The sequence below is a fragment of the Streptomyces sp. NPDC021020 genome (assembly GCF_044333285.1).
Classification (GTDB): Bacteria; Actinomycetota; Actinomycetes; order Streptomycetales; family Streptomycetaceae; genus Actinacidiphila.
Genome location: NZ_JBIRQQ010000016.1, coordinates 1 through 25,096 on the forward strand (window position 1 = coordinate 1; position 25,096 = coordinate 25,096).

At 73.9% G+C, this 25,096-nt stretch carries 28 protein-coding genes; 12 read left to right on the plus strand and 16 right to left on the minus strand.

All coding sequences use genetic code 11. From position 1 onward, the window contains the following. Positions 1-208 precede the first annotated feature (208 nt). Positions 209-490, plus strand: coding sequence for a hypothetical protein (locus ACH4SL_RS34855; RefSeq protein WP_398453671.1), 282 nt, complete (start codon positions 209-211; stop codon positions 488-490). Here the strand turns inward: ACH4SL_RS34855 and ACH4SL_RS34860 are convergent. The 3 genes from ACH4SL_RS34860 to ACH4SL_RS34870 all read right to left on the minus strand — a co-directional run bounded on the left by ACH4SL_RS34860 (position 471) and on the right by ACH4SL_RS34870 (position 3,151). Beyond that, positions 471-1,598 carry a CU044_5270 family protein gene (locus ACH4SL_RS34860; RefSeq protein ID WP_398453673.1) on the minus strand — a complete coding sequence of 376 codons (1,128 nt, stop codon included), beginning with the start codon at positions 1,596-1,598 and terminating at the stop codon, positions 471-473. The genes ACH4SL_RS34855 and ACH4SL_RS34860 overlap by 20 nt on opposite strands. Next, the gene (locus tag ACH4SL_RS34865; RefSeq protein WP_398453675.1) at positions 1,591-2,268 is read right to left on the minus strand and encodes an RNA polymerase sigma factor; all 678 of its coding nucleotides are present in this window, start codon (positions 2,266-2,268) and stop codon (positions 1,591-1,593) included. The genes ACH4SL_RS34860 and ACH4SL_RS34865 overlap by 8 nt, the downstream gene beginning before the upstream one ends. 118 nt (positions 2,269-2,386) lie before the next feature. Beyond that, positions 2,387-3,151 (minus strand): ferritin-like fold-containing protein, encoded by a 765-nt coding sequence (locus ACH4SL_RS34870; protein WP_398453677.1) that lies wholly within the window; start codon positions 3,149-3,151, stop codon positions 2,387-2,389. Between the two features lie 397 nt (positions 3,152-3,548). Here ACH4SL_RS34870 and ACH4SL_RS34875 point away from each other — a divergent pair, with 397 nt between their 5' ends. The 3 genes from ACH4SL_RS34875 to ACH4SL_RS34885 all read left to right on the plus strand — a co-directional run bounded on the left by ACH4SL_RS34875 (position 3,549) and on the right by ACH4SL_RS34885 (position 7,037). Then, entirely contained in the window at positions 3,549-5,759 is a 2,211-nt protein-coding gene (locus ACH4SL_RS34875; RefSeq protein WP_398453679.1) for a DEAD/DEAH box helicase, read from the plus strand. A gap of 103 nt (positions 5,760-5,862) precedes the next feature. Continuing rightward, positions 5,863-6,786: an alpha/beta fold hydrolase gene (locus ACH4SL_RS34880; protein WP_398453682.1), complete on the plus strand. Its 924-nt coding sequence runs from the start codon at positions 5,863-5,865 to the stop codon at positions 6,784-6,786. A 113-nt stretch (positions 6,787-6,899) separates the two neighbouring features. Beyond that, entirely contained in the window at positions 6,900-7,037 is a 138-nt protein-coding gene (locus ACH4SL_RS34885) for a hypothetical protein (protein WP_398183456.1), read from the plus strand. Positions 7,038-7,113: 76 nt separating this feature from the next. Here the strand turns inward: ACH4SL_RS34885 and ACH4SL_RS34890 are convergent, their stop codons facing one another. From ACH4SL_RS34890 to ACH4SL_RS34905, 4 genes are all read right to left on the minus strand, one after another. After that, a complete protein-coding gene (locus ACH4SL_RS34890) occupies positions 7,114-7,725 on the minus strand; it encodes a MarC family protein (protein WP_398453684.1) in 612 nt (203 codons plus the stop codon). Positions 7,726-7,976: 251 nt separating this feature from the next. Then, the gene (locus tag ACH4SL_RS34895; protein WP_398453687.1) at positions 7,977-8,828 is read right to left on the minus strand and encodes a PHP domain-containing protein; all 852 of its coding nucleotides are present in this window, start codon (positions 8,826-8,828) and stop codon (positions 7,977-7,979) included. An 88-nt stretch (positions 8,829-8,916) separates the two neighbouring features. Continuing rightward, positions 8,917-9,555, minus strand: coding sequence for a DUF6758 family protein (locus ACH4SL_RS34900; protein ID WP_398453690.1), 639 nt, complete (start codon positions 9,553-9,555; stop codon positions 8,917-8,919). Between the two features lie 106 nt (positions 9,556-9,661). Then, the gene (locus tag ACH4SL_RS34905; protein ID WP_398453692.1) at positions 9,662-10,243 is read right to left on the minus strand and encodes a suppressor of fused domain protein; all 582 of its coding nucleotides are present in this window, start codon (positions 10,241-10,243) and stop codon (positions 9,662-9,664) included. Between the two features lie 390 nt (positions 10,244-10,633). Between ACH4SL_RS34905 and ACH4SL_RS34910 the strand changes: the two genes are divergently transcribed. Beyond that, positions 10,634-11,770, plus strand: coding sequence for a magnesium and cobalt transport protein CorA (locus ACH4SL_RS34910; RefSeq protein ID WP_398453695.1), 1,137 nt, complete (start codon positions 10,634-10,636; stop codon positions 11,768-11,770). Between the two features lie 7 nt (positions 11,771-11,777). On the opposite strand, the gene ACH4SL_RS34915 is transcribed toward ACH4SL_RS34910, so the two are convergent. Further along, positions 11,778-12,740: a DMT family transporter gene (locus tag ACH4SL_RS34915; RefSeq protein ID WP_398453697.1), complete on the minus strand. Its 963-nt coding sequence runs from the start codon at positions 12,738-12,740 to the stop codon at positions 11,778-11,780. Between the two features lie 133 nt (positions 12,741-12,873). Between ACH4SL_RS34915 and ACH4SL_RS34920 the strand changes: the two genes are divergently transcribed. Further along, a complete protein-coding gene (locus ACH4SL_RS34920; RefSeq protein ID WP_398453699.1) occupies positions 12,874-13,398 on the plus strand; it encodes a hypothetical protein in 525 nt (174 codons plus the stop codon). A 1-nt stretch (position 13,399) separates the two neighbouring features. On the opposite strand, the gene ACH4SL_RS34925 is transcribed toward ACH4SL_RS34920, so the two are convergent. Then, the gene (locus ACH4SL_RS34925; protein WP_398453702.1) at positions 13,400-14,191 is read right to left on the minus strand and encodes a hypothetical protein; all 792 of its coding nucleotides are present in this window, start codon (positions 14,189-14,191) and stop codon (positions 13,400-13,402) included. Positions 14,192-14,405: 214 nt separating this feature from the next. Here ACH4SL_RS34925 and ACH4SL_RS34930 point away from each other — a divergent pair, with 214 nt between their 5' ends. The 3 genes from ACH4SL_RS34930 to ACH4SL_RS34940 are packed head-to-tail and all read left to right on the plus strand — an operon-like array spanning position 14,406 to position 17,531. Further along, a complete protein-coding gene (locus tag ACH4SL_RS34930; RefSeq protein ID WP_398453704.1) occupies positions 14,406-15,752 on the plus strand; it encodes a magnesium transporter MgtE N-terminal domain-containing protein in 1,347 nt (448 codons plus the stop codon). Continuing rightward, positions 15,742-16,323, plus strand: a complete 582-nt coding sequence (locus tag ACH4SL_RS34935; RefSeq protein ID WP_398453706.1) for a DUF1003 domain-containing protein — start codon at positions 15,742-15,744, stop codon at positions 16,321-16,323. The genes ACH4SL_RS34930 and ACH4SL_RS34935 overlap by 11 nt, the downstream gene beginning before the upstream one ends. Positions 16,324-16,355: 32 nt before the next feature. Beyond that, on the plus strand, positions 16,356-17,531 hold the full coding sequence (locus ACH4SL_RS34940; protein ID WP_398453708.1) for an Mrp/NBP35 family ATP-binding protein: 1,176 nt from the start codon (positions 16,356-16,358) through the stop codon (positions 17,529-17,531). 336 nt (positions 17,532-17,867) lie between these two features. Here ACH4SL_RS34940 and ACH4SL_RS34945 read toward each other — a convergent pair whose 3' ends face one another. The 4 genes from ACH4SL_RS34945 to sigE form a co-directional block, all read right to left on the minus strand. Then, positions 17,868-18,482 carry a hypothetical protein gene (locus ACH4SL_RS34945; protein WP_398453710.1) on the minus strand — a complete coding sequence of 205 codons (615 nt, stop codon included), beginning with the start codon at positions 18,480-18,482 and terminating at the stop codon, positions 17,868-17,870. A gap of 172 nt (positions 18,483-18,654) precedes the next feature. Further along, positions 18,655-19,146, minus strand: a complete 492-nt coding sequence (locus ACH4SL_RS34950) for a sec-independent translocase (protein ID WP_398453712.1) — start codon at positions 19,144-19,146, stop codon at positions 18,655-18,657. A gap of 137 nt (positions 19,147-19,283) precedes the next feature. Beyond that, positions 19,284-20,240 (minus strand): anti-sigma factor family protein, encoded by a 957-nt coding sequence (locus ACH4SL_RS34955; protein WP_398453714.1) that lies wholly within the window; start codon positions 20,238-20,240, stop codon positions 19,284-19,286. Then, the gene (gene sigE, locus ACH4SL_RS34960) at positions 20,237-21,025 is read right to left on the minus strand and encodes an RNA polymerase sigma factor SigE (RefSeq protein WP_398453716.1); all 789 of its coding nucleotides are present in this window, start codon (positions 21,023-21,025) and stop codon (positions 20,237-20,239) included. The genes ACH4SL_RS34955 and sigE overlap by 4 nt, the downstream gene beginning before the upstream one ends. A gap of 249 nt (positions 21,026-21,274) precedes the next feature. On the opposite strand from sigE, the gene ACH4SL_RS34965 reads away from it, so the two are divergent. Then, positions 21,275-21,907: an O-methyltransferase gene (locus ACH4SL_RS34965; protein ID WP_031521432.1), complete on the plus strand. Its 633-nt coding sequence runs from the start codon at positions 21,275-21,277 to the stop codon at positions 21,905-21,907. Positions 21,908-22,014: 107 nt separating this feature from the next. Here ACH4SL_RS34965 and ACH4SL_RS34970 read toward each other — a convergent pair whose 3' ends face one another. Next, on the minus strand, positions 22,015-22,182 hold the full coding sequence (locus ACH4SL_RS34970; RefSeq protein WP_073493047.1) for a DUF3117 domain-containing protein: 168 nt from the start codon (positions 22,180-22,182) through the stop codon (positions 22,015-22,017). A 191-nt stretch (positions 22,183-22,373) separates the two neighbouring features. Here ACH4SL_RS34970 and ACH4SL_RS34975 point away from each other — a divergent pair, with 191 nt between their 5' ends. After that, entirely contained in the window at positions 22,374-23,156 is a 783-nt protein-coding gene (locus ACH4SL_RS34975) for an enoyl-CoA hydratase-related protein (protein ID WP_398453718.1), read from the plus strand. A 4-nt stretch (positions 23,157-23,160) separates the two neighbouring features. Here the strand turns inward: ACH4SL_RS34975 and ACH4SL_RS34980 are convergent, their stop codons facing one another. Beyond that, positions 23,161-23,745, minus strand: coding sequence for a DNA-3-methyladenine glycosylase I (locus ACH4SL_RS34980; RefSeq protein ID WP_398453720.1), 585 nt, complete (start codon positions 23,743-23,745; stop codon positions 23,161-23,163). Beyond that, the gene (locus tag ACH4SL_RS34985) at positions 23,738-24,142 is read right to left on the minus strand and encodes a DivIVA domain-containing protein (protein ID WP_398453722.1); all 405 of its coding nucleotides are present in this window, start codon (positions 24,140-24,142) and stop codon (positions 23,738-23,740) included. Before ACH4SL_RS34985 ends, ACH4SL_RS34980 begins: the two co-directional genes overlap by 8 nt. 139 nt (positions 24,143-24,281) lie before the next feature. Here ACH4SL_RS34985 and folP point away from each other — a divergent pair, with 139 nt between their 5' ends. Next, the gene (gene folP / locus ACH4SL_RS34990; protein WP_398453943.1) at positions 24,282-25,094 is read left to right on the plus strand and encodes a dihydropteroate synthase; all 813 of its coding nucleotides are present in this window, start codon (positions 24,282-24,284) and stop codon (positions 25,092-25,094) included. Positions 25,095-25,096 lie beyond the last annotated feature (2 nt).

Sequence of the window (25,096 nt, forward strand, 5' to 3'; positions counted from 1 at the left end):
TGGGTGCCCGCCCCCGCCGCCCGGCGGGCTTCGTCCGCGCGCGGCGCGCGGCCCCCCCCCCGGGGGGGGGGCGGCGCCCCCCCCCCCCCGGGGGCCCCGGGGGGGGGGCCCCCGGGGGGGCGGGGGCCCCCCCCGCCGTTTTGCGCGGCCACTCCCCCGGGTAGGACCTGTGTCACAGGTCCTACCGACCGCGCCGCTGGAGGGGATTGTGATCCTTCTACAGATCACCGGCTATGCCGTACTCGGGCTGCTGGTGGCCTTCGCCGCCGCCCGGCTCTTCCCCTCCCGGCTTCCGGACGCCGGCCTGGTGCTGTTCACCGGCGTGGTCGCCGCCCTGACGGGCGGCCTGGTGGCGTACACGATCTTCGGCAGCGGCCGCCCCGCGGCGAGCTTCGCGGCGGCCTTCGCGACGGCCGCCGCCGGCCTGAGCGTGCTCGCCAGCCCCGCGCGGCGCGGGCGGCACGCGAAGGTCACTTCTTCGGGGGCGTGACCCCGCGGGCGGTCAGCGGGGGCCGTGTCTCGATCGACGAGGAAGGCGGCACGGGACCACCGGGCACCTGTCCGGCGTGGTCGACGACGCCGGTGGCGAGTACGGCGTTCGACGCCACGTACGCGTCCCGCCGGGCCCCGATACCGAAGGACGCCCTCGACCCGAGGTAGGCGTGGGTCCTGCTGTCGAACAGCAGCTCGTAGCGCTCGACCCAGAAGCCCTTCGGCTGGGGCCTGCCCTCGAACACCACCCCGATACCCGAGCGTCCCGTGGCGTCCTTGGCCGGCTCGGCGTCGAGGCGCACGCCCGGAACGAGCGCCAGTGCACGGTAGAGGGCCGCCCTGATCCGTGGCGGGACGTCCGGCAGCGACAGCAGGTTCGCCACCCGCTGGAACTGCGCCTCCGGCGTCTGGGAGGTGATGGGGGCGAAGTCGAATCGACCCACCCACACCAGCGCGCCCTTCGGCAGCCCGCGCACGAAGAAGTCCGGGTCGTGGTTGATGCGGTCCAGCAGTGCGCGGGGATCCGAGGGCAGCGAGTCCAGCAACTCATAGGTGTCGACCGGACGTGAGCCGGGCCCGCCCCTGGCGCCGAGCGACACGCTCCAGCCCGGCTGTACCGCGACGGTCTTCCCCCCGTGCCCGGTCAGCGGGAAGGCCTCGGCGTCGCCATCGGCTCGGAGCCACCAGGATTCGGGCTTGAGCGAGCAGGGTGCGGCCGTCACGCAGTACTTCATCCGCGAGTACAGCCACTGGTCGGCGCGGAACGTGCCGCCGCCCCTGGCCTCCTCCTGCGCGGCGACCGCGTCCATGACCGACGCGACCGACCGGGCCGACACGTCGGTGGAGCCGCCGGTGCCGCCGGAGACGGCGCCCGCGGCCAGTACGCCCGCGGTGACGGCCGCCGCGGTCAAGGCGGCCAGCGCCGTGCGCCGGGGCCGGGTGCCGGCGACCGTACGGCCGAGGCGGGCGGCACGGTGCCACCGCCCGGCGGGGGCCTCCTCGGCGAGGGCCTCGCCCATCAGCTTCCACCGCCCCGCGGCGAGCCGGGCCGCGTCGGCGGCGGGTGCGTCGGTGCGCAGTTCGCGCAGCACGGTCATCTCATCCATGGGTGTCCCCCTCCGGGGTGAGCTGCGGGTCGATACCGGGGAGCGCGGCGCGCATCTTGCGGCGGGCGCGGTTCAGGCGGGAGCGCACGGTGCCCAGCGGGATGCCGAGGGCGGTGGCGACCTCCTCGTAGGAGAGGTCGGCCCAGGCGATGAGGAGCAGTACGTGCCGGTCGCCCTGGGAGAGCGAGCGCAGGGCCGCGGCGAGGGCGGGGCCGGAGGCCTGGGCGGTGACGCGGCCCTCGACGGCCTCGGTGTCGGGTGCGAAGCTGTGCGCGACAGGGTCGGCGCCGGTCCTGGCCCAGGCCCGGTAGGCGCGCTGCTCGCTGCGGTGGTGCCGGCTGATGAGGTTGGCGGCGATGCCGTACAGCCACGGGCGCGCCTCGGGGCGGCTCATGTCGTAGCGCTCGCGGCGGCGGAAGGCGACGAGGAAGGTCTCGCCGACCACGTCGTCGGCGAGGTCCGTGCCGAGCCGCCGGGTGACGTAGCGGTGCAGTCCGGCGGCGTGCCGGTCGTAGAGCAGGGCGAAGGCCTCGGGCTCGCGGGTGGACCGCGCGATGAGCGTGGCGTCGTCGTCGGCTGCGGCGGCTGCGGGCGCGGCGGGCGCGTCCGGCCGGCCGTCCGGCGCGACGGAGGGGCCGGGCGCCGGTGAGGGCCGTATGGGAGCGATCACGGGACTCCGTTCCGGAGGTTCGGGTGCGGTACGGGCCCGCCCGCGGCGGGCCCACCCCTTCTCTCCCGAAGTCCCTGACCGGGTTCACGGCTCCCGCCGGACGCGGAAGCCGGGCGGTTTACGCGGCCAGGCCCAGCGCCGCCATCCGCTTGGTGTGCGCCTCGGTGATCCGGGAGAACATCCGGCCGACCTCTGCCAGGTCGAAGCCGTCGGCGACCCCGCCGACCAGCATCGTGGAGAGCGCGTCCCGGTCGGCGACCACCCGCTGCGCCTGCGAGAGCGCCTCGCCCATCAGCCGCCGCGCCCACAGCGCGAGCCGGCCGCCGACCCGCGGGTCCGCGTCGATCGCGGCGCGCACCTTCTCCACCGCGAAGCTCGCGTGCCCGGTGTCGTCGAGGACGGCGAGCACCAGGGTGCGGGTGTCGCTGTCCAGCCGGACGGCGACCTCGCGGTAGAAGTCGGACGCGATCGAGTCGCCGACGTAGGCCTTGACCAGGCCTTCCAGCCAGTCGGACGGCGCGGTCTGGCGGTGGAAGTCGTCCAGCGCGGTCGCGAAGGGCTCCATCGCCTCGTGCGCGGCCTCGCCGACCTCGGTGAGGCGGTCGCGCAGCCGCGCGAAGTGGTGGAATTCGGCGGCGGCCATCGCGGCCAGCTCCGCCTTGTCCTCCAGGGTCGGCGCGAGCTTGGCGTCCTCCGCGAGCCGTTCGAACGCGGCCAGCTCGCCGTACGCCAGCGCGCCCAGCAGATCGACGACCGCGGCGCGGTAGCGCGGGTCCGCGGCGGCCGCGGCCCAGTCCTGCGCGGCGATCCCGGTCGGCTTCGCCTCCGCCCCGGTCGGGTCCTCGGTGGCGGCGGGCTTGGTGGTGTCGTCAGGCGTCTCCATGCGGGGCACAATAACCAAGTCGCGCCACGTCGCGGGCGCCCTCCGACACCCTCCGCGTGACCCGATGATGTCCCGAACGAAACATTTGAACGGGTGCAGCTACGTGTTTCCGAGGTAGAGTGGTAATGCACCCGCCGATCACCGGCCTGGTTCCTGTCCGGATCCGGTCCGGTTCTTTTCCCCGGCGGGCGACGTGTGCAACACCTGGATGCCCGGTCGGTGGCCCGATCGGCTCCGCCCCGACCGCCCTCCCGTCATCGGGAGGGGCCCACTCGCGGCACAGCGAGGGCAGCGGTCCCGCGCTTCGCAGCCCCAGGCTGTACGACACCTCTGCGCGGTCAGTGACCCGCACCGGTTCCGCCGGTGCGCCCGGCCACTCGACCCCCCTTGCCGGACAGTGCCGCGTCTCACAGAAGAGGCAAGCATCCTGACCACCACGACCCCCACGACATTTCGCAGTCTCGGCATCCTCCCGGAGACGGCCGAGGCCCTCGAGTCCGTCGGCATCACCACGCCCTTCCCGATCCAGGAGATGACGCTCCCGGTCGCCCTCGCGGGCAACGACGTCATCGGCCAGGCGAAGACCGGCACGGGCAAGACCCTCGGCTTCGGCCTCCCGCTGCTGGAGCGCGTCACCGTCGCCGCCGACGTCGAAGCCGGCCGCGCCACGCCCGAGCAGCTGACCGACATGCCGCAGGCGCTCATCGTCGTCCCCACCCGCGAGCTGTGCCAGCAGGTGACCAACGACCTGCTCACCGCCGGCAAGGTCCGCGCGGTCCGCGTGCAGGCCATCTACGGCGGCCGCGCGTACGAGCCGCAGGTCGAGGCGCTCAAGAAGGGCGTCGACGTGATCGTCGGCACCCCGGGCCGGCTGCTGGACCTCGCCGGCCAGAAGAAGCTCAGCCTGCGCCACGTCCGCACCCTGGTGCTGGACGAGGCCGACGAGATGCTCGACCTGGGCTTCCTGCCCGACGTCGAGAAGATCATGGCGATGCTGCCGGCCAAGCGGCAGACGATGCTGTTCTCGGCCACCATGCCGGGCGCGGTCATCGGCCTGGCCCGCCGCTACATGTCGCAGCCCACCCACATCCGCGCGACCGCGCCGGACGACGAGGGCGCGACCGTGGCGAACACCACGCAGCACGTCTTCCGCGCCCACTCCCTCGACAAGGTCGAGCTGGTCTCCCGGATCCTGCAGGCCGACGGCCGCGGCCTGGCGATGATCTTCTGCCGCACCAAGCGCACCGCCGCCGACGTGGCCGAGCAGCTGGAGCGCCGCGGCTTCGCGTCCGGCGCCGTGCACGGCGACCTCGGCCAGGGCGCCCGCGAGCAGGCGCTGCGCGCCTTCCGCAACGGCAAGGTCGACGTCCTGGTCTGCACCGACGTGGCCGCGCGCGGCATCGACGTCGAGGGCGTCACGCACGTCGTCAACTACCAGACGCCCGAGGATGAGAAAACCTATCTGCACCGCATCGGCCGCACCGGCCGCGCGGGCGCGTCGGGTACCGCGATCACCCTCGTCGACTGGGACGACATCCCGCGCTGGCAGCTGATCAACAAGGCGCTCGACCTCTCCTTCAACGACCCGGAGGAGACCTACTCGACGTCGCCGCACCTGTACGAGCTGCTGGGCATCCCGGTCGGCACGAAGGGCATACTGCCCCGCGCCGAGCGCACTCGCGCGGGCCTCGACGCCGAAGAGGTCGAGGATCTGGGCGAGACCGGCGGCCGCGGTGGCAGCGGTGGCCGCGGCAGCGGCCGGGGCCGCGGTGGACGTACGGGCCAGGCGCCCGCCGAGGAGCGCCAGCCCCGCGCGCCCCGCGCCCCGCGGCAGCGCCGCCGGACGCGCAACGGCCAGTCCGCCGGCGCGGAGAGCGTCGAGAGCGCCGTTGCCGCTACGGAGACGGCCGCCGAAGCCGCCGAGCCGGCCGTGGGCGGAGCGCGTACTCCGCGCCGCCGCCGCCGGACGCGCAGCGGTGCCGCCGGGTCGGCCGTGACGCCGGTGGCGCCCGCGGCCGAGACGGTCGAGGTGCCCGCGGCGCCGGTCGCCGAGGCGGCTCCGGCCGCTCCGGCTCCGCTCCCCGTCGCCGAGGAGGAGCCGAAGGCCCCGCGCCGCCGGACGCGCAAGGCCGCGGCCCCCGCAGCCGAGGTCGTCACCGAGGTCGCCGCCGAGCCGGTCACGCCGGTCGAGCCCGCCGCGGACGAGGCCCCGAAGCGCCGCAGGACCCGCAAGGCCGCCGAGGTCGTGCCGGCTCCCGCCGAGGCGCCCGGTGCCGAGACCGAGGAGGCCCCGAAGGCCCCGCGCCGCCGGACGCGCAAGGCCGCGGCCCCCGCAGCCGAGGTCGCCGCCGAGCCGGTCACGCCGGTCACGGAGGAGGCCCCCGCCGCGCCCCGCCGCCGGACGCGCAAGGCCGCCGAGGTCGTCCCGGCTCCCGCCGCGGCGCCGGAGGGCGAGGAGGCTCCCGCCGCCCCGCGCCGCCGGACGCGCAAGGCCGCCGTGTCCTCGGAGGTGCCCGCGCCCGCTGCGGCGCCGGAGGGCGAGGAGGCCCCGAAGGCCCCGCGCCGCCGGACCCGCAAGGCCGCGGCCCCGGCCGAGCAGGACGCCTGACGGCCCGGCCGCGTAACACCGAGCACCCCCGGCCCCACCCGGCCGGGGGTGTTTCATGCCGAGCGGCAACCTCTCGGACATATGCACCGCGTAATCTCACCGCATGAGCCGTCCGACCACCCTGGATCTGCCGGCGCACGCCTCGGCGCGCCGGCTGGAGACCTCCCGCGGTTCCTTCGCCGCCCTCGACGCGCATCCCGCGCCCGAGGCGCCCGGGATCCGCGGCACCGCGCTGCTCGTCCCCGGCTTCACGGGCAGCAAGGAGGACTTCCTCGACCTGCTCGCCCCGCTGTCCGCCGCGGGCTTCCGGGTCGTCGCGGTGGACGGCCGGGGCCAGTACGAGTCGGGCGGCCCCCGCGACGAGGCCGCGTACGCGCAGGACGAGCTGGCCGCCGACGTCACCGCGCAGGGCGCCGCGCTCGCCGCGGACTCCGGCGGCGGCCCGCTGCACGTCCTGGGCCACTCCCTCGGCGGCCACATCGTCCGGGCGGCACTGCTCGCGGACGGCCCCGGCCCCTGGTCGTCGGTCACCCTCATGAGTTCGGGCCCGGCGGCGATCACCGCGGCCCAGCAGGTCAGGACACAGCTGCTGATCGACCATCTGCCGACCATGGACATGGAGACGGCCTGGTGGGCGATGCGCTCGCTGGACGCCGAGAACTCCGGCGCCCCGGCCGGCAGCGTCGTCGAGGCCCCCGCCGACCCCGGCACGGCGTGGCTCGACGACTTCCTGCACCGCCGCTGGGTCACCACCGTGCCCGAACAGCTGATCGCCACAGCACGCCAGTTGATGACAGAACGGGATCGAGTGGCGGAACTTGCCACCGTTCCGCTGCCGAAGCTCGTACTGTCCGGAGAGGTGGACTACGCCTGGCCGGTCCCGCTGCTGGACACGATGGCGGAGCGGCTGGGTGCCCGGCGCGTTGTCGTCAAGGGCGCGGAGCACTCCCCCAACGCCGAGCGGCCGGCCGAGACGGCTGCCGCGCTCGCGGCGTTCTGGACCGGCGGGAGCGCCGCGAGCGGATAAGCAGTCGGCACCGCGCAGAATTTTATTTAGGGTAGGGAATGTTTTGAAGGGGGTGTTCGTTGACCACACATGTAACGAGGGACGAAGGGAGAAGCCCCATGCGCTTCGAGATCATGCGACTTGACGATCGGAACGGCGACGCAGTGGACAGCACCGTGGTCGACGCCTCCGCGGTCAACAAGATCGTGCAGCAGGCTGCCGCCCTCGGCCAGCGCATCTACATCCGCCCCGCCGAAGGCCTCGCGGACTGACGCCGACCGACCGCCGCACGCACGGGCGCCCCGTACATCAGGTTCGTACGGGGCGCCTTCGCATGTCCGGGGGCGGTCAGCCGCCCTGGCCGTGGACGAAGCCCAGGACGCCGTTGGCGACGGACTGCACGGCGATCGCCGACAGCAGCATGCCGGACAGCCGCGTCACGAGCACCACGCCGCCCTCCTTGATGAGCCGGATGATCGCCAGCGAGTAACGCATCGTCAGCCACAGCACGACGTGCATCGCCAGGATCGCCAGCCACACGGAGGTCTGCTGCGCGAAGCCGTCCGCCTTCTGCACGGCGAGGATCACCGTGACGATCGCCCCCGGCCCCGCGAGCAGCGGCATCCCCAGCGGCACGAGCGCCACGTTGACGTCCCGCGTCTGCGTCGGCTCGTCCGCCTTGCCGGTCAGCAGGTCCAGCGCGATGAGCAGGAGCAGCAGCCCGCCCGCGATCCGCAGCGCGGGCACGGACACGTGCAGGTAGTCCAGGATCTGCTGCCCGCACAGCCCGAACACCACGATCACCCCGAACGCGACGCATGCGGCCTGCGCCGCCATCCGCCGCTGGACCTTGGTCGCCCGCCCCGAGGTGAGGGCGAGGAAGATCGGCGTGATGCCGGGCGGATCCATGATCACGAACAGCGTGAAGAACACGGAGCCGAAGAGGGTGAGGTCGAACATGGCTGAGCTTTCGTCGTGAGCTGAAGGTGTTGTCGTTGCCTTGCGCAGGCGGGCGCTTCCGCTGCGCAGGGCGGTGAGCGTTTTTGGGGGCGCGGGGAACTGCGCGCTCAGCCCCCACCGGGGCGCGGGTCGTCACCGGCCCGAAGGGGCAGTTCGGTCCGTACCGGACCACCGGCCGGTGGGTGGTTGCTCGCGCAGTTCCCCGCGCCCCTGCGGGGCACGGCCCTGCGCAGCAGGAAGGCCCCGCCGGGCTAGACGGCGGAGATGGGCTCGGCCCCCGTGGCGCGGGCCGCGATGTCGGCGAGCACCTCCGGAGGAGTCGTGCAGGCCCCGAGGGGCACGGTCTTCCGGGCCCCGTGGTAGTCGGACGAGCCCGTCGCCAGAAGACGAAGCTCGCGCGCGAGCCCGCGCAGCCGCTCGCGCGTGGCGGGCTCGTGGTCGACGTGGTCGACCTCCAGGCCGTCGAGCCCGGCGGCGGCAAGCTCCGCGATCACCTCGTCCGGCACGGTCTCGCCGCGCTTGTGCGCGCCCGGGTGGGCGAAGACGGTGACGCCGCCGGCCGCCTTGACGAGGCGGACCGCCTCGAAGGGGTCGAACTCCGCCTTCTCGACGTAGACCCGCCCGTCGTTGGCGAGCCATTCTGAGGTGAAGGCGTCGGAGACGGTCGGGACGACGCCCAGCTCGACCATGGCGGTGGCGATGTGCGGGCGGCCCACGGAGCCGTCCCCGGCGATCCGGGCGACCTGCTCCCAGGTGACGGGCACACCGAGTTCCCGGAGCTTGGCGACCATGCCGCGGGCGCGCGGCACACGGTCGTCGCGGACGAGCTCGCGCGCCGCGTACAGCCGCGGCTCGGCGGGGTCGAAGAGGTAGGCCAGCATGTGCATGCTGATGCCGCCGACCTTGCAGGACAGCTCCGCGCCGGTGACGAGGGTGAGGCGGGTGCCGGCGAGCGCGGCGGTGGCCTCGGCGTAGCCGGAGACGGTGTCGTGGTCGGTGAGCGCGACGACGTCGAGCCCGGCACCCGCGGCGTTCCGGATCAGCTCGGCGGGGCTGTCGGTGCCGTCGGAGGCCGTGGAGTGGGTGTGCAGGTCGATGCGCACGGCACGGGCTCCCGGAAGACGGCGCGGACAGCGGACGAAGCCAAGGATAGCGCCCGTCCGGGCCTGCGATTCGCAGGTGCCGCGGGGGTCAGGCCAGCAGCCTGGGGGTGAGCGCGCCGCAGGGCAGCAGGTCGACCTCGGCCCCGGCGTCGCGCAGGTCGGTGAGGACCAGCTCGTCGTACATCAGCAGGCCGGTCTCCTCGGGCCAGACGATGGCCCACAGCCACAGCCCGCGGGCCTCGCCGGCGAAGACGACCCGGTCGTCGGGGGCGCCGGCGACGTGCCACAGGGCGGTGGGGCGGCCGGCCGCGAGGACCTTGGCGTGCGGGGGCTTGTCGACGCACATGTTCGGCCCGGGGTCGGGGCCGTCGATCCCGGCGTAGCGGGCGCCGAGGCCGACGCCCAGCTCCTCCGCGACGAGCATCAGCTCGCCGGGGCCGCCGAAGGGCCCGGGTCCGGAGCAGGCGACGGCGGTGGCGCGGCCGCCGCTGCGGTCGTCACCGGCGGAGGCGACACCCGAGAAGAGCCAGCCGACGGGCAGCGGCCACGGCATCCACACCGGTACCTGCGACCGGTGGACGACCACGCCGAGGCCTTCGACACTCGGCGGGACGACCGGCTGCAGCGGATACACGGTGCCGTGCACGTCGCACTGCCAGGAGTCGGCGAAGAGGCCGGGCGCCCTGACCCTGCCACCGCACTTCGGGCAACTGGGTTCGCCCCTCATAAATCCCCACGGTCCTCCAGCCGCGTGCCCGCGTCAAGGACGATCACCCGTCCGGAGTGCGAGGTCGTGGCGCGGGCCTCATCGGCGCCACGACCCTGACGCGCTCCTAGAAGACGCTCGCCCGGCGGACGGGGTCGGCGAGGTCCGTACCGTGTTCGGCCCAGTGCGCGCGGAGCGCGTCGGCGCCGCGGGCGCGCTTGTACGCGGCCTCCGCCGGGGTGAGGGGGACGAGGGGGAAGAAGCGGACCGGGTCGCGGGGCTCGGGGAGCGGGAGGTCGGGGACGGTTTCGCCGGGGGCGGCGGCGAGGAAGGCCGTGAAGGGCGCGCCGGGCCACAGCGGTTCGCCGAAATCGAGGGTGTTGCCGTCCGCGAGGACCAGGCCCTCGACCTGCGGGGAGGCCGCGGCCGTCGCCAGGGCGCGGAGGACGGGTGAGGTGTCGGCGCGGCCGGCCCGTACCGTCAGATGGACCTCCGCGCGCGGCCCGCGCAGGGGGTCGGCGACCGTCGCGACCGGGTCGGCCATGGGCTGGGCCGACATCCCGAGCGTGGCGTAGCGGCGCAGCTCCCCGTGCGTGAAACGCAGCACCTCGATGCGCTCGGCCCCGAGGAAGGTCACCGACGCGCGGGCGTCGGGCTCGCCGAAGGCGGAGCGGAGGCGTTCCTCGACCCTGTCCAGAATGTCACCCATGCGGGGAGCATAGAACGCGTTCGGATCACACAGGCCGTGCGGTGGGCGTACCCTTCAGCTTGCTAAGCTGTGGCGTTCGCGAAGTCATCCCCCAGCGGGGAACGGCCGGAGGAGGTGGGGACTGACATGGATCCCAGTCGACCGTGCAGTACCGGCCGCTCTTCCCTTGCCGCCGCCCCGCACGCAGTGTGACCCGCTGAGCCTCCCGCGTTCCTTCCCCGGCCTGTGTGCCGTGAAACGCGGCTCGTCACGGCCTGTCCGCCCGCGGAGCGTTCCGCTTCGGGAGAGCGCGCCCTGAACTGCCTGTGATCAACCAGTTCTGATCCACATCAGCAGCTTTTCAGTTCGGTGCGGCGTGATGCCGTCGGCCAGTCCGTGAAGGAGCTTGCCATGTCGATGATCCGTGACCTTCGCGCAGTTGTACGCCCTGCCCTGCGCAAGTCCCCGGCGAACCACGACTACGGCCCGACACGTGACATCGCGACGGCCACCAGCGCGGTCGTGGACTGCGCGGTCTACCGCGACGGGGTGCGCTGCCCGGACATCGTCGGGCTGCGCGAGGCGCTCGCCTCGGTGCGGGCCGGCCGCTCGTCCGACCAGTGCGACGGCAGCGACGGCTTCGTGTGGATCGGCCTGCACGAGCCGACCGAGCAGGAGTTCGCGGGCATCGCCGAGGAGTTCGGCCTGCACCCGCTGGCCGTCGAGGACGCGGTGCACGCCCACCAGCGGCCGAAGCTGGAGCGCTACGACAACTCGCTCTTCACCGTCTTCAAGACGATCCGCTACGTCGAGCACGCCGAACTCACCGCGACCAGCGAGGTCGTGGAGTCCGGCGAGGTCATGGTCTTCACCGGCCGGTATTTCGTCATCACCGTGCGGCACGGCGGCCACGGCTCGCTGCGGGCGCTGCGGCACCGGCTGGAGGACGACCCCGAGCTGCTCGCCAAGGGCCCCTCGGCGGTGCTGCACGCCATCGCCGACCAGGTCGTCGACGACTACCTGGCCGTGTCGGACGCGGTGCAGGACGACATCGACGAGGTCGAGATCGACGTCTTCTCCGCCGAGCCCGGCAAGTCCTCGCGGGGCGGCGACGCGGGCCGGATCTACCAGCTCAAGCGCGAGGTGCTGGAGTTCAAGCGCGCGGTGTCCCCGCTGCTGCGGCCGATGCAGATGCTGGGCGAGCGCCCGATGCGGCTGGTCGACCCGGAGATCCAGAAGTACTTCCGGGACGTCGCCGACCACGTCGCCCGCGTCCACGAGCAGGTCACCGGCTACGACGACCTGCTCAACTCGATCCTCCAGGCCAACCTGGCGCAGGCCACCGTCGTGCAGAACGAGGACATGCGCAAGATCACCGCGTGGGCCGCCATCCTGGCCGTCCCCACGATGATCACCGGCGTCTACGGGATGAACTTCGACACCATGCCCGAGCTGCGCTGGAAGTTCGGCTACCCGATGGTGCTGGGCGTGATCCTGGCCATCTGCTACGCCATCCACCGCGGCTTCCGCCGCAACGGCTGGCTGTAGCAGGGGGTCACGCCTCGCGGCGGACGTCCGCGAGCACCACGAGGGCCAGGCCCGCGAGGATCACCACCAGCGCCGGGTACGCGGCCGCGGGCGGGGTCTGGCCCAGCCACAGCGCGGCGATCAGCGCCGCACCCGGGGTCTCCAGCAGGATCGCCGTCGAGGTGGTCGACGGCCCGAGGCCGCGGACGACCCGGTTGAGCAGCGAGTGGCCGAGCAGTTGGGCGACGACGGTCAGCGCGGCGATCTTCAGCCAGCTGCGCCCGTCGTAGCCGCCGAGCGCCGAGCCCGACACCAGGCAGGCCGCGAGCAGCGAGACCGCGGTCGTCGAGTAGCAGACGTACGTGTACGCGGTCGTCGTCGCCGTCCGCCGTACCTCCGAGCCGAGCAGCATGTAGACGGCCGCCGCCAGACCCGCGGCGAGCGCGAGCGCGTCCCCGGCGAGGGCGCGGGTGTCGGTCGACATGTCGATGCCGGTGAGGATCAGCACGCCCACGACGGCGAGCGCGGTGCCCGCCCACACGAGTCCGGGCGGGCGGTGGCCGCGCAGCCGCAGGATCAGCGTCGTCCAGATCGGGGTGGTGGTGACCAGCGCGGTGGAGGTCGCCACCGAGGTCATCGTCAGGCTCGGCAGCCACAGCCCGAAGTGCAGCGCCAGCACGAGGCCGGCGGCGCCGGAGAGGGTGAGGGCGCGGCGCCCCATGCGGCGCAGCTCGCCGCGGTGCCGCCACAGGGCGACGGGGGTGAGGACGCCGACGGCCATGGCGTTCCGCCAGAAGGCGATGGCCAGGGCGGGGGCCGCGGTCGCGGCGATGAGCGGGGCCGACATGGAGACGCCGGCGATCGCGACGCCCAGAAGGGCGAGGTCCGCTCCGCGGCCGGTGGGTGCGGGCCCCCCGCCGGGAGCTGCGACTGTGGCTGTGGCTGTGCCCTTGCCCGCGGGCGCGGTGGGGGTGCTCTGCGGGGCGGTCACGGGGCTCCTGGGGGGCGTGCGGGGTTCGGCGGGGGCCGCCACCAGGGTAAGGCCCGTCCGCAGGCCGAGCACCTGTCTTTACGGGGAGGTGCCGCGGCTCCCCGGGAAAACGCGCACCCCCTACCCTGGCGGCATGACGTCGACGCCCTCCGCCGAAGAACTGGCCGCCGCTCTTGTCGAGGAGGGGGTCAGGAAGTCCGGGCTGGTGTGGGTGAACGGGCAGGCCGTGTGGCAGCTGTGGGGGGACGGCGGGGCGTACGTGCTGTGCGGGGGGCCCGTCGAGCAGCCGGTGCCGGCGGGGCTGGCGGACGGGGCCGTCGTGGGGGTCACCGTACGGAGCAAGGACAAGGGCGGGCGGCTGGTGGGCTGGCAGGCGCGGGCCGCGGTCGTCCCTGCCGGGTCCGAGGCGTGGCACGCGGCGGTCGGGGAGCTGCGCGGCAAGCGGCTGAACACGGCGGACGCGGATTCCGTGGACGAGCGGTGGGCCCGCGAGTGCACCCTCTTCCGGCTCACCCCCGAGGGCTCCCCCGCCGAGCGTCCCGGTGCGATGCCGGACGGCTCGGGCGCGGCTCCTCCGCGGCCGACTCCCGCGACCACCCGCGAGCCCGTCCCGGCGGGGCTGCCGCGGCTGCTGGCCCGCCGCCGGCCGCGCGGCTGAGCTACTTCTCGGCCGAGGCGGAGGCGGAGGCCGAGGGCTTGGGTGTCGCCGTCGTGCCGACCGTCTTTCCGTAGTCGACGACCTGCGATTTGCCCGGCGCCGCGAGGGTGAAGTCCTCGCCCCAGTCGGAGAGGGTCAGTGTGCCCGCGCCGCCCGCGCGCTGGTAGCGCAGCGGGTAGGGGGTGCCCTTGAGGGAGACGTCGAGGCTGCCGCCCTCGGAGCCGGTCAGCTCGATGGTCTTGGTGTCGCCGACCTTGCGGTGGTCGCCGACGCCGAGCGTGCCGTCCACCACGAAGAGGTCGGACAGCAGCACCTTCTTGTCGGTGAAGCCGCTGAACTGCTGGTAGGCCGGGTCGCCCGGCGGCACCTTGACGTACTTGCCGTTGAGCTTGGCGGCGGCGGCCTGGCTGTCCTTGTCGTCGCCGCCGTCGCCGTAGAAGTCCGCCCCGGCCTTGAGGTAGAGGTCGTCGCCGACCCGCAGCAGCTGGAAGGTGTCGCCCTTGGTGGTGACCTCGCCGACCCCGCCCTCCGCGCGCAGCCGCATGTCGAGGCGGTAGGTCTGCCCGCCGCTGACGACCGTGCCGGTCAGCCGTACGGCGTCGGCGCCCGCGGCGGCGGCGCTCGCCCGCTGCTCGATGGTCTTCGCGGGCAGCTTGCCGACGCCGTTGGTGCCGGAGTCCGGGTCGCCGCCGAGGCCCAGGCAGCCGCCGAGCAGCGGCGCCGCGGCCAGCCCGGCGAGGGCGGCGGCGGCCTGGCGGGCGGTCCTGCGGGCAGTCCGGCGAGCGGGAAACACGTGGGCTCGAACCCCTCGGTGACGGCGGCGGCGGGCGTGGCTGAAGCTACCGCACCGTACCCCGCGGAGGCACCCGCTCTCCCCCGGCGAAGCGTTCCGGAGCGCTCGTTCCCGGGTGCTCCCCGGGCATTCCCGGGGGCCTTCGTACGGCAGGCAAGATCGGCACGGGTTAGCCTGGCGGGGAACGGCGGCGCGTACCCGGTGAGGAGGCCTGATGGTCGCAGGCACCCCGCGGGTCTTCGTGTCCCATCTGGCGGGCGTCGCGGCCTTCGACCCCAACGGCGACGAGGTCGGGCGGGTCCGGGACGTCGTGGTGATGCTGCGGGTCGGCGGGCGCCCCCCGCGTGTGCTGGGCCTGGTCGTCGAGGTGGTGGGGCGGCGCCGGATCTTCCTGCCGATGACCCGGGTGACGGGCGTGGAGGCGGGCCAGGTCATCACCACCGGTGTGCTCAACGTACGGCGCTTCGAGCAGCGCCCGACCGAGACGCTGGTGCTCGGCGAGCTGCTGGACCGCCGGGTGCGCTGGATGCCCGACGGAGGGGCGGCGGAGGGCGCCGCGGAGGGCACGGCGACCGGCGAGGACGCGGGCGAGGAGGTCACCGTCCTCGACGTGTCCATGGCGCAGCTGCCGGCCCGCAGGGACTGGGAGATCGACAAGGTCTTCATCCGCCGCGGCAAGTCCGGCGCCCTGCGCCGCAAGGGCGAGGCGCTCACCGTCGACTGGTCGTCGGTCAGCGGCTTCCGGCTCCCCGAGGGCGAGCAGGGCGCGGAGAACCTGGTCGCGACCTTCGAGCAACTGCGCCCCGCCGACCTCGCGAACGTCCTGCACCACCTGTCCCCCAAGCGGCGCGGCGAGGTCGCCGCGGCCCTCGACGACGACCGGCTCGCGGACGTCCTGGAGGAGCTGCCCGACGACGACCAGGTCGAGATCCTGGGCAAGCTCCAGGAGGAGCGGGCCGCGGACGTCCTGGAGGCGATGGACCCCGACGACGCCGCCGACCTGCTCGCCGAGCTGCCCGACCACGACCAGGAGCGGCTGCTGGCCCTGATGCGCCCGCAGGACGCGGCGGGCGTACGGCGGCTGCTGTCGTACGAGGAGCGCACCGCGGGCGGGCTCATGACGACCGAGCCGATCGTGCTGCGCCCGGACGCGACGGTCGCCGACGCGCTCGCCCGGATCCGCAACCCCGACCTGTCGCCCGCGCTCGCCGCGCAGATCTACGTGTGCCGGCCGCCCGACCAGACGCCCACCGGCAAGTACCTGGGCCTGGTGCACTTCCAGCGGCTGCTGCGCGACCCGCCGTTCACGCTGCTCGGCGCGATCGTCGACACCGACCTGCGGCCGCTCGCCCCGGACACCGCGCTGCCGTCGGTGACCAGCTTCCTGGCCACGTACAACATGATCTCCGCGCCCGTGGTGGACGAGAGCGGGGCACTGCTGGGCGCCGTGACCGTCGACGACGTGCTGGACCACCTGCTGCCCGAGGACTGGCGGGAGACCGAGCTGCACGGCGCCGGGCCCGCCGCCGACACCACGGCGGAGGCGGACGATGGCCGCTGACGACCGGGACCGCGCCGCGGGGCGCAACCCCGCGGGGGCCACCGCCCCGCCGCGCGTCCGGGTGCGGCTGGACCAGCCGCGCGACGTCCGGCGCCGCTGGCTGCCCGCGTACGACCCGGAGGCCTTCGGCAACCTCTCCGAGCGCGTCGCGCGCTTCCTCGGCACGGGGCGCTTCATCGTCTGGATGACGGTCGTCATCGTCATGTGGGTGCTGTGGAACGCCTTCGGGCCGCGCGATCTGCGCTTCGACAGCTACCCGTTCATCTTCCTGACGCTGATGCTGTCCCTCCAGGCCTCCTACGCGGCCCCGCTGATCCTGCTGGCGCAGAACAGGCAGGACGACCGGGACCGGGTCAACCTGGAGCAGGACCGCAAGCAGAACGAACGCAGCATCGCCGACACCGAATACCTCACCCGCGAGGTCGCCGCGCTGCGGGCGGGCCTCGGCGAGGTCGCGACCCGCGACTGGATCCGCTCCGAGCTGCAGGACCTGCTCAGGGACATCGAGGAGCGCCGCCCGCACCCCCGGCACGTCCCGCGGGGTGACGAAGCAGACGGCCGGGGCCGCTGATCGGCCCTCGGCGGCCCCCGTACCATCGACGTATGGCTACCACCACGTACGGCTCGGGCACCGCGCCGGCCGCCACACCGACCGACGAGGCCGTGCGCGCCGCGCTGGCCACGGTGAACGACCCGGAGATCCACAAGCCGATCACCGACCTCGGCATGGTCAAATCCGTGGACATCGCCGCGGACGGCGCCGTCGCCGTCGCCGTCTACCTCACGGTGTCCGGCTGCCCGATGCGGGACACGATCACCGAGCGCGTCACGTCGGCCGTCGCCGCCGTCCCCGGGGTGAGCGCGGTGCGGGTCGAGCTGGACGTGATGAGCGACGAGCAGCGCCGCGGGCTCGCGGAGACGCTGCGCGGCGGGCAGGCCGAGCGGGAGATCCCCTTCGCCCAGCCGGGCTCGCTGACCCGGGTCTACGCGGTGGCCTCCGGCAAGGGCGGCGTCGGCAAGTCCTCGGTGACGGTCAACCTCGCGGCGGCGATGGCCGCGGACGGCCTCAAGGTCGGCGTCGTGGACGCGGACATCTACGGGCACAGCGTGCCGCGCATGCTCGGCGCGGACGGGCGGCCCACGCAGGTCGAGAACATGATCATGCCGCCGTCGGCCAACGGGGTGAAGGTCATCTCGATCGGCATGTTCACCCCCGGCAACGCGCCGGTCGTCTGGCGCGGGCCCATGCTGCACCGCGCGCTCCAGCAGTTCCTCGCGGACGTCTACTGGGGCGACCTCGACGTGCTGCTGCTCGACCTGCCGCCCGGCACCGGCGACATCGCGATCTCCGTCGCCCAGCTCATGCCCAACGCGGAGATCATCGTCGTGACGACCCCGCAGCAGGCGGCGGCGGAGGTCGCCGAGCGGGCGGGCGCGATCGCGGTGCAGACGCACCAGAAGATCGTGGGCGTGGTGGAGAACATGGCGGGCATGCCGTGCCCGCACTGCGACGAGATCGTCGAGGTCTTCGGCACGGGCGGCGGCGACCGGGTCGCCGAGGGCCTGACCCGTACGACGGGCGCGACCGTCCCCGTCCTCGGCCGCATCCCCATCGACGTCCGCCTCCGCGAAGGCGGCGACGACGGCCGCCCCGTCGCTGTCGCCCACCCCGACTCCCCCGCGGGTGCGGCCCTGCGCGGCATCGCCACGAAGCTGAGCGCGCGCCAGCGCGGTTTGTCGGGGCTCTCCCTGGGGATCACCCCGCGCAACAAGTTCTGACCCGCGCCGGGCCTCGCGCCCAGCCCTCCGGGCTGCCTGTCCCGGCCGCCCCCGGGACCGTCCGCCGGTGGTGGGCTGGCCGCGCAGTTCCCCGCGCCCCTCAAAACGCTCACCCTGCGCGCAGAGGGCAAGCCATCAGGGGCGCGGGGCTGTGTTCGATATGCGGCTGGCGCCGCGTGGGCGCGCTCAGCCCCCACCGGGGAAAGGCACCATGCCACGCCAAGTGGCAACCACCTCAGGGGCGCGGGGAACTGCGCGACCAGCCCACCACCGGCAGAAGATCGCGCGCACCACCGCACGTGGCACCCCGGGGCGGCCTGAGCCCCCGCCGGGGCGCTACCCGGCGTCGTACGCGCGGATGTCGGGGATGGCCGCCAAGGCCAACCCGTACGCGCTCATGCCGCGCCCGAACGCGCCGAGGTGGACGCCGGCGGCGGAGCCCGCGAGGACCCAGCCGTACTCCGACTCGCGGTAGTGGAAAGGCGTGGGCTCGCCGTCCACCGGAAGGGTGAGCGCGGCCCAGCCGGAGCCGTCGAGGTCGTCGGCCAGCTCCCACGCCGTGGCGGTCTGCTGGTCGAGCCAGTCCTGGCGCAGCGCGCGCTCCATCGTCGTGGGCCAGGTGCAGGCCAGCAGGCCGGAGCCGGCCAGCCAGGCGGCCGAGGAGACGGACGTAGCCTCCAGCAGCCCGGTGCCGTCCGGCGTGCGCCTGCGGGGCCGCTGGGCGACCGTCACGACCACGGCGAAGCGCCGGCTCTCGTCGGCGGGGTCGGCCTTGAGCGTGGGTTCGTCGCCGTGGCCCGTCGAGCCGTACTCGACCGTGTCGTCACCGCTCGTCCCGACCGATTGCAGCCAGCGGCGTCCGGTGAACGCGTCGTCCAGTCCGTACCAGGGGAATTCGGCCGTCAAGTAGCCGTCGACCGCGCTCTGCGCCGTGCCGGTCCTGGTCTCCATGTGGGTCGCGCCTCCTCGAAGTGCCCCTATGGGCGACGCCATCTTGCCCGACCCTGGGTGGGTTCGGGGGCCGAAACGGCGTGGGGTGACGGCGAACACACGGACAATGACCACTCGATAGGGTGAAATCGCGCGATCATGTTGACGTCCGCGGAGCCCCGCGGGGCGTGCCTCAGGTCGCGTCGGAGTCGTACGGCGGCGTCTCGTCCTCGGCCAGCTTGTCGCGCTTGCGCAGCCGGTCGGGGGTGCCCCCGCCCGTGCCGGAGGAACCGGCGGAGCCCGTGCCGGACGAGCCCGAGGAGGAGCGCGAGGCCGAGGCACCCGTGTCCGTGCCGTTGACCGCGTCCGTGACCTCGGCCATCTCCTTGCGCAGGTCCAGGTTCTTGCCGATCTCCTGGAGTTCCTTGAGACCGTACTCGTCGTCGTCGCTCATCAGGTTCTTGCGGATGAACGTCTTCGGGTTCAGGTCCTCGAACTCGAAGTCCTTGAACTCCGGCCCCAGCTCGCGGCGGATGTCCTCCTTGGCGCTGTCGGAGAACTCCCGCACCTTCCGGATGAACGCCATGGCGTCCTGGATGACCTTCGGCAGCTTGTCGGGGCCGAAGACGAGCACGGCGATGACGACGATCGCGACCAGCTCAAGCGGGCCTATGTCGAAGAACACCGTGCAGCTCCTTGGGACGTCCGCAGCCGGGGGGCTGTGTCCGGCGCACTTACGTTACCTGCCCACGTGGGGGACGCGGGAGTGGCTGTGGACAACCCTACGTGGAAATGAGCTGACCATCACGTAAAGCATGCTGCTCAGCGCACCGCGGCCGGGCCGCCGGGGGCCGTCGCCGGGGTGGCGGAGACCGCGGCGGCGGCACGCAGCGCCACCGTCGTGACGGACGGCACGGAGCCGGGGGTCACGACCGCCGAGGGGGACGGCGCGACCCGGGCCTGCCGCATCGTCCGCTGCTCGCGGGCGTCCAGCAGATCGCGCGGGGTGGTGCCGTGGGTGTCGGTGACCGAGTTCGCGCTGAACGGGGTGACCGCGGGCCCGTCGTCGGGGTGGGCGCCGTTGTCGACACCGGCCTCCATCGGGAGGGCGCCGCCGAGCGCGATGGCCGCCATCGAGAAGGCGCCGGCCGCCGCGAAGGCGAACCGCCGGCTGAAGGACGCCTGGGCCGCGGCCGCCGCCGTACCGCCGCGGGGTGCGGCCTGCGGGCGTACGGGCACGTCGAGGGGGACGCGGTCGGCGCCGCCGGTGAGGCCGCGGGCCGTCTCGTGGATGCGGAAGCCGCGCGCTCCCTTGCCCTCGCCGGGCGCGACCAGGTCGCGGCCGGGGCTGAGGTAGGAGGGGCGGCGGCGGGTGCCGGTGCCGAAGACGTCGGAGCCGAGCAGGCGGCTGTCGAAAGGCCCGGGCCCGTCGCCGGGCCCGGGCAGCGCACGCAGGTCCGCGAGGCCGGGAGAGCCGCCCTTGGGGTCGCCGCCGGGGCCTTGCGGGCCGTCGGGGCCGCATGCCGCGAGGCCCTGGAGCCTGGCCAGCAGGCCGGACGGGATCGCGGGCAGCTCGGAGGCCGCCACGGCGCTCTTGAGGCGGCGCTGCTCGGTGGCGGCGGCCTTGCACTGGGGGCAGGTCGCCAGATGGGCCTGGACGCGGTCCCGCGCGTCGTCCGCCAGCTCGCCGTCGACGAACGCCGCGAGCCGGTCGCCCAGATGCTGTTCGGCGGCGGCGGCGCGCTTGTCGCGCGGGTCGCCGGAACCGCTGCTGCTCACGCTCTGCCGCCCTCCTGGCCAGGTTGCGGTGCGACGGCAGCGAGCGCGGGAACGTCAGCCGGGGAGCCGGCGGGCCGGGCGCCGGGCGCCCGGTGTTCCAGAGCCTTGCGCAGATGGGAGCGTCCCCGGTGGATCCGGCTCCGCACCGTACCGAGCTTCACGCCGAGTGTCGCCGCGATCTCCTCGTACGACAGCCCCTCGATGTCGCAGAGCACCACGGCCGCCCGGAACTCCGGCGCCAGCGTGTCCAGCGCCTGCTGGACGTCGGCGTCGAAGTGGGTGTCGTTGAAGTGCTGCGCGGGGGACGGCTCGCGGCTGGGCAGCCGCTCCGCCGCGTCGTCGCCGAGGGCGTCGAACCGGATGCGCTGGCGGCGCCGCACCATGTCCAGGAACAGGTTGGTGGTGATGCGGTGCAGCCAGCCCTCGAACGTGCCGGGCGTGTAGGTGGACAGGGAGCGGAAGACCCGCACGAAGACCTCCTGGGTGAGGTCCTCCGCGTCGTGCTGGTTGCCGGTCAGGCGGTACGCCAGCCGGTAGACCCGGGCACTGTGCGTGCTGACGATCTCCTCCCACGAAGGAGGCGTCCACGCCTGAGGGTCTCCGTCGGCGGCGAAGGTCGCGGTCGCGGTCGGGGAGTCGTCGTCGCGTGAACGGTCGTCAGCAGTGTTGGTCACGGATTTCGGCTGTCCGGCCGACCTTCGAAAGCGCGTCAGCACCCTCCGGTCACCGGCGTCAGCCGCACCTCCCCTGTCGGCTCTGGTGGTCTCCAGTAGAGCCTCTACCATAGCCACCTCGCCCGTTAGCTCCGGATAAATGCACTGCTGCCTCCGGGCCGGGAGACCGCACCGCTGTCGCGGACTCCCGCCCTTGTGCCTTCTCCGTATCCAACGCGCAGTCCCATCAGCGGGTTCCCCGCGCCAACGGATACAGTCGCCCGGACAGTCCCCGTACGGCCACACACGGCCACGCACGGTCGGCACGGTGAGCACAGTCAGCGCAGGGCAGACGGGAACAGTCGGCACGAGGAGAGGGCCATTACCGGCAACCGGCAGGCGAGCTGGGCGTTCGCCGACGCGTTCGTCGCCGAGGACGACGCCCTCATACGCGCCAGGGCCCGCTCGCACGCGTCCGGGCTGCGGCCCGTCTCCCCGGGCACCGGCGCGGCCCTGCGGCTGCTGGCCGCGGCCGGCAACGCGAAACACGTCGTCGAGGTCGGGACCGGCGCCGGTGTCTCCGGCATCCACCTGCTGCGCGGCATGCGCGCGGACGGCGTGCTGACCACCGTCGACACCGAGCCGGACCGCCAGCAGCTGGCCCGCGAGGCCTACCGCGAGGCCGGCTTCGCCGCGAACCGCTCGCGCGTCATCCCCGGCGCCGCGCTCGACGTCCTGCCGCGCCTCACCGACGGCGCCTACGACCTGGTCTTCTGCGACGCCGACCGGCTGGAGTACCTGGAGTACCTGGACGAGTCGCTGCGGCTGCTGCGCCCCGGCGGGGTGCTGTGCTTCGAGGGCGCCTTCGGGCAGGGGCGCGCGCTGGACGCCGCGCACCACGACATGGAGTCGATGCGGCTGCGCGAGCTGATGCGCGCGGTACGCGACCACGCGCGGCTCTCGCCCGTCCTGCTGCCGACCGACGACGGGCTGCTGTGCGCGGTGGCGCAGTAGCCTTCCGCCGCACGCGGCAGGACACGCGGCGCCCGGTGAAAAGACCAGCGGCCGCGTACTCGGGCAGTCGCCCGGTACACGGCCGCGAAGGCAGGGGACCGCTGGTCTCAGACGATGGCCTTCTTCAGCGCATCGCCGAGGGCATCCGCCTCGTCCGGGGTCAGCTCGACAACAAGCCGCCCGCCGCCCTCAAGCGGAACGCGCATGATGATGCTCCGCCCCTCCTTGGTCACCTCGAGCGGGCCGTCACCCGTCCGCGGCTTCATGGCCGCCATGCTCGTTCCCCTTCCTGAAACCAGCTCGGACTCGAACACATTGGTTCTCGGCCATTATCCCGCATCCACCAGCCCGATGACCAACAGCGGTGGCACTCCGTTCCACAATCGACACCCGCGTACGCCCGCATTTCGGTCACCCGGTCCGGCATTCTGGCCTGGACCGTTGCCGCGACGAAGGGGCTGGTGCCATGGCCGACCACGTGCTGTACGAGGTGTCCGACGGGCTCGCGACCGTCACGCTGAACCGTCCGGAGGCGATGAACGCGCTCGACACCGCCACGAAGGTGGCGCTGCGCGACGCCCTCCGGGAGGCGGCCGCCGACCAGGCGGTGCGCGCGGTGCTGCTCACCGCGAACGGCAAGGCCTTCTGCGTCGGGCAGGACCTGAAGGAGCACGTCGCGACGCTGGAGGCGGGCGGCGGGATGACCACCGTCGCCGACCACTACAACCCGATCACGCTCGCGATCGCGACCATGCCCAAGCCCGTGGTCGCCGGGGTGAACGGGGTCGCGGCCGGGGCGGGCGCGGGCTTCGCCTTCGCCGCGGACTACCGGGTGGTCGCGGACACCGCGTCCTTCACGACGGCCTTCGCGGGCGTGGCCCTTTCCACGGATTCCGGGATGTCCTGGACGCTGCCGCGTCTGGTGGGCCACGCACGGGCCGCCGACCTGCTGCTCTTCCCGCGGCCCGTGCCCGCGGTCGAGGCCGCGGCGATCGGGCTGGCCAACAGCGTCGTGCCCGCCGCGGACCTCCCGGCGGAGGCCCTCGCCGTCGCCCGCCGGCTGGCCGCGGGCCCGACCCGGGCGTACGCCGCGATGAAGCGCGCGCTGGCCTTCGCCGCGGGCCACACCCTTCCCGAGGCGCTCGCCCTCGAAGCGGAACTCCAGAACGAGGCCGGGGCGACCTCGGACCACCGCGAGGCGGTGTCGGCGTTCGTGGCGAAGCGGGCGCCGCGGTTCGCGGGGCTCTGATTCCCTAGCGGGACGCGCAGTCCGCGAGGTGGTCGTTGACCAGGCCGCACGCCTGCATCAGGGCGTAAGCGGTGGTCGGGCCCACGAAGCGGAAGCCGCGGGCCTTGAGGGCCTTGGCCAGGGCCGTGGACTCCGGGGTGACGGCGGGGACGTCGGCGGTCGTGCGCGGGGCCGGGCGGGTGGCCGGGTCGGGGGCGAAGGACCAGATCAGCGCGTCCAGGCCGCCGTCCTCGCGCAGGGCGCGGGCGGCGGCGGCGTTCGCGACGGCCGCGTCGACCTTCGCGCGGTTGCGGATGATCCCGGGGTCCGCGAGCAGGCGCTCCCGGTCGGCGGGGCCGAACTCCGCGACGGTGTCGATCGCGAAGCCCTTGAAGGCCGCCCGGAAGGTCTCCCGGCGGCGCAGGATCGTGATCCAGGACAGCCCGGATTGGAAGGCCTCCAGGCACACCCGCTCGAACAGCGCGTCGTCCCCGTGCACGGCCACGCCCCACTCGTGGTCGTGGTAGTCGACGTAATCCGGCGTGGACAGGCCCCACGGGCAGCGCGCGACCCCGTCCTCGCCGGTCACGACGCCGCCGGGCTCACTCACCGGCGCCGCCGCCGTACCCGTCGCCCGGCTCGCCGGGGTGCGGCTCGTCCTTCGTGAGGGACGTCACAGCCGGGTCGCCGGTGGCGACGGCCGCGCGCAGCCGGTCCGGGCGCGGGCCGTTCACCTCCGCCTCCAGCTCGGCGATGTACGCGTCGCGCTCGGCCAGCTCGGCGCCGAGCCGGTCGAGGACCTCGTCGACGTCGAGCATGCGGTAGCCGCGTACCGCGGTCGGCAGCCGTACCGCGTCGATGTCGGAGCGGACCAGCGGCCGGTCGGCCGGCAGCCGGTCGGCCAGCCGGTCGGTGCCGGCGTCCCGCAGCGCTCCGCCGTCGCCGAGCACGGCCAGTGCCACCGCGGCGACCACCGCGACGAGCGCGATGAGCATGAACCAGAACAAGTCGTCTCCCGGAGTCCGGCCTCAGGGCCTGCCGTCGTGTCAGGCACGATCGTGCCACGATCGCATGAGTCTGAGATGAGGAGCGGCAGTGGCACTTCGGCTGGGGACCCGGGAATTCGGCGCGCGGGAGCCGGTGATCATGGCGATCGTGAACCGTACGCCCGATTCGTTCTACGACCAGGGGGCCACCTTCACCAACGAGCCCGCGCTGGAGCGGGTGGCCGCCGCGGTCGCCGAGGGCGCTGCGATCATCGACATCGGCGGGGTCAAGGCGGGGCCGGGGGACGAGGTGACGGCGGCCGAGGAGATCCGCCGCACGGTGTCCTTCGTCGCCGAGGTGCGGCGGCGCCACCCGGACGTGGTGATCAGCGTCGACACCTGGCGGGCCGAGGTCGGCGAGGCGGTGTGCGCGGCGGGCGCGGACCTGCTCAACGACGCGTGGGGCGGCGTCGACCCGGGCCTCGCGGAGGTCGCGGCCCGGCACGGCGCGGGCCTGGTGTGCACGCACGCGGGCGGCGCGCAGCCGCGGACGAGGCCGCACCGGGTCGGCTACGACGACGTGATGGCCGACATCCTGCGGGTGACGTGCGGGCTGGCCGAGCGGGCGGCGGCGCTGGGGGTGCGGCGGGACGGCATCCTGATCGACCCGGGGCACGACTTCGGCAAGAACACCCGGCATTCGCTGGAGGCGACCCGGCGGCTGCCGGAGATGGCGGCCACGGGCTGGCCGGTGCTGGTGTCGCTGTCCAACAAGGACTTCGTCGGCGAGACGCTGGACCGGCCGGTCAAGGAGCGGCTGATCGGCACGCTGGCGACGACGGCGGTGTCGGCGTGGCTGGGCGCGCAGGTCTACCGGGTGCACGAGGTCGCGGAGACCCGGCAGGTGCTGGACATGGTCGCCGCCATCGCCGGCCACCGCCCGCCCGCGGTCGCGCGCCGCGGACTGGCGTGAGG

Bases quoted from the DNA above. Each gene is read 5' to 3' on its own strand.
- ACH4SL_RS34860 (WP_398453673.1), bottom strand. From the start codon at position 1,598: ATGGATGAGATGACCGTGCTGCGCGAACTGCGCACCGACGCACCCGCC.
- ACH4SL_RS34870 (WP_398453677.1), bottom strand. From the start codon at position 3,151: ATGGAGACGCCTGACGACACCACCAAGCCCGCCGCCACCGAGGACCCG.
- ACH4SL_RS34880 (WP_398453682.1), top strand. From the start codon at position 5,863: ATGAGCCGTCCGACCACCCTGGATCTGCCGGCGCACGCCTCGGCGCGC.
- ACH4SL_RS34885 (WP_398183456.1), top strand. From the start codon at position 6,900: ATGCGACTTGACGATCGGAACGGCGACGCAGTGGACAGCACCGTGGTC.
- ACH4SL_RS34890 (WP_398453684.1), bottom strand. From the start codon at position 7,725: ATGTTCGACCTCACCCTCTTCGGCTCCGTGTTCTTCACGCTGTTCGTG.
- ACH4SL_RS34900 (WP_398453690.1), bottom strand. From the start codon at position 9,555: ATGAGGGGCGAACCCAGTTGCCCGAAGTGCGGTGGCAGGGTCAGGGCG.
- ACH4SL_RS34905 (WP_398453692.1), bottom strand. From the start codon at position 10,243: ATGGGTGACATTCTGGACAGGGTCGAGGAACGCCTCCGCTCCGCCTTC.
- ACH4SL_RS34910 (WP_398453695.1), top strand. From the start codon at position 10,634: ATGTCGATGATCCGTGACCTTCGCGCAGTTGTACGCCCTGCCCTGCGC.
- ACH4SL_RS34920 (WP_398453699.1), top strand. From the start codon at position 12,874: ATGACGTCGACGCCCTCCGCCGAAGAACTGGCCGCCGCTCTTGTCGAG.
- ACH4SL_RS34930 (WP_398453704.1), top strand. From the start codon at position 14,406: ATGGTCGCAGGCACCCCGCGGGTCTTCGTGTCCCATCTGGCGGGCGTC.
- ACH4SL_RS34935 (WP_398453706.1), top strand. From the start codon at position 15,742: ATGGCCGCTGACGACCGGGACCGCGCCGCGGGGCGCAACCCCGCGGGG.
- ACH4SL_RS34940 (WP_398453708.1), top strand. From the start codon at position 16,356: ATGGCTACCACCACGTACGGCTCGGGCACCGCGCCGGCCGCCACACCG.
- ACH4SL_RS34945 (WP_398453710.1), bottom strand. From the start codon at position 18,482: ATGGAGACCAGGACCGGCACGGCGCAGAGCGCGGTCGACGGCTACTTG.
- sigE (WP_398453716.1), bottom strand. From the start codon at position 21,025: ATGGTAGAGGCTCTACTGGAGACCACCAGAGCCGACAGGGGAGGTGCG.
- ACH4SL_RS34970 (WP_073493047.1), bottom strand. From the start codon at position 22,182: ATGGCGGCCATGAAGCCGCGGACGGGTGACGGCCCGCTCGAGGTGACC.
- ACH4SL_RS34975 (WP_398453718.1), top strand. From the start codon at position 22,374: ATGGCCGACCACGTGCTGTACGAGGTGTCCGACGGGCTCGCGACCGTC.
- folP (WP_398453943.1), top strand. From the start codon at position 24,282: ATGGCGATCGTGAACCGTACGCCCGATTCGTTCTACGACCAGGGGGCC.